Raw genomic sequence first — 1898 nt, forward strand, 5'->3', positions numbered from 1 at the left:
GCCGTGGCGGCGGCGTCGGCGGTCGACGAGGTCGCGGGCCGCTACCGCACGGTGCGCCTCGGCGAGCACACCGCCCGCGTGCTGCTTGCCAAGAACCCGGCCGGCTGGCAGGAGGCGCTGTCGATGGTCGACAAACACGGTGCGGGCGTGGTGATCTCGGTCAACGGCCAGGTGCCCGACGGCGAAGACCTGTCGTGGCTGTGGGACGTGCGCTTCGAACACTTCGAGGACACCCAGGTGGTCGCCGCCGGGGAACGCGGCACCGACCTGGCGGTGCGGCTGGGCTATGCGGGCGTCGGGCACACCCTGGTGCACGACACCGTCAAGGCGATCGCCTCGTGCCCGCCGGGACACGTCGAGGTGATCGCGAACTACACGGCCTTCCTGCAACTCAACCGCGTGCTGGCGCGCCTGCCCGAGGATGCCCGTGCCTGAGTCGACCGTGCGGATCGGGCTGGTGCTGCCCGACGTGATGGGCATCTACGGCGATGGCGGCAACTCCGTGGTGCTGCGGGAACGGTTGCGGCGCAGGGGTATCGATGCCGAGGTCGTCGAGATCACCCTGGCCGACCCGGTGCCCGCGCAGCTGGACCTGTACACACTCGGTGGCGCCGAGGACTACGCGCAGCGGCTGGCCACAAGGCACCTGATCCGCCATCCCGGCCTGCAGCAGGCGGCGGCCCGGGGCGCGCCGGTGCTGGCGATCTGCGCGGCCATCCAGGTGCTCGGCCACTGGTACGAGACGTCGTCGGGTGAGCGGGTGGACGGCGTCGGCATGCTCGACGTGACGACCTCGCCGCAGCAGGCCCGCACGATCGGCGAGGTGGTGTCCCAGCCGCTGCTGCCCGGACTGTCGCAGCGGCTGACCGGTTTCGAGAACCACCGCGGCGGAACGGTTCTCGGTTCCGACGCGCGGCCGCTGGCCCGCGTCGAGAAGGGTGCGGGCAACCGCGACGGCGACGGCTTCGACGGGGCGGTACAGGGCAGCGTGGTCGCCACCTATCTGCACGGCCCGTGCCTGGCCCGCAATCCCGAACTCGCCGACCTGTTGCTGTCGCGGGTGGTGGGCGACCTGCCGCCGCTGCCGCTCGACGAGGTCGAGCAATTGCGGCGCGAACGGCTGGCCGCGCCGCGGCGCGCCTAGGCCGCGTGGGTCTCGACGAAGAAGCCGCGCCGCGCCAGCGCATCCTCGACGGCCGCCAACCAGTCGACCGGCCTGTTCTCGTTCGCGACCGGCACCACGGCCCAGCCCAGCGCGTGCAGCATCCGCAGCTTCGCGACGTCGGCGCCGCAGTCCACCGCGACCTTGCACTCGGGCCATCCCATGTCGAGGAACGCCACCGGTTCGCCGTTCTCCACCACGGCGATCTGCGTCTCCGGCGCCGGGAAGCCCGCGTCGATCAGCCACAGCCGGACCCTGCTCTCGCGCGGCGTCGCCGCACCCCCGTCGACCAGCGGCAGCAGTGCGCGCAACCGCCGCACCCCCTGCGCCCGGGGATACCGGTCGACGAGCTCGTCGACCGCCGCGACCGAGTAGCGCTCACTCCACATCAGCGCGTCCAGCCGGGCCAGCGCTTCGCGGCGGTCGACGTGCCGCCCGATGTCGAACGCCGTGCGCACCCGGGTGGTGACCGGTAGCCCGGCCATCGCCGTGACCTCGTCGTCGCCGAACCGGTCGGCGAGCGGCACCAGCCCCGGCTGCGCCTGACACGTCGCGCCGAGCAGTTCGATCGGCGCCTCGGCGTCCAGCCACGCGGCACCGTGCAGTGCCGCAGCGGCCGTGCCCGCCACCACACCCTTGCGGCGGGAGGCCAGCCAGGCCGCGACCGCCCGGTCACGCAGCGTCAGCGTCGCGTCCCGCGACACATAGACCCCGCGGTGGACGGCGCGATAGTGGG

The 1898-nt window shown here is 73.1% G+C and carries 3 protein-coding genes; 2 read left to right on the forward strand and 1 reads right to left on the reverse strand.

Going from position 1 to position 1898, the window contains the following annotated elements:
* Positions 1-435 (forward strand): DUF1727 domain-containing protein (locus tag Q2100_RS27250; RefSeq protein ID WP_302916565.1); only part of this gene is annotated, 435 nt, incomplete at its 5' end.
* Complete coding sequence (locus Q2100_RS27255; RefSeq protein ID WP_302916566.1) at positions 428-1144, forward strand: type 1 glutamine amidotransferase; 717 nt, start codon at positions 428-430, stop codon at positions 1142-1144. The genes Q2100_RS27250 and Q2100_RS27255, both read left to right, overlap by 8 nt.
* Here Q2100_RS27255 and Q2100_RS27260 read toward each other — a convergent pair.
* A partial coding sequence (locus Q2100_RS27260) for a hypothetical protein (protein WP_302916567.1) occupies positions 1141-1898 on the reverse strand: 758 nt, incomplete at its 5' end. The two genes, Q2100_RS27255 and Q2100_RS27260, sit on opposite strands and share 4 nt — an antisense overlap.

The sequence above is a fragment of the Mycolicibacterium arseniciresistens genome (genome assembly GCF_030519285.1).
GTDB classification, from domain to species: Bacteria; Actinomycetota; Actinomycetes; order Mycobacteriales; family Mycobacteriaceae; genus Mycobacterium; species Mycobacterium arseniciresistens.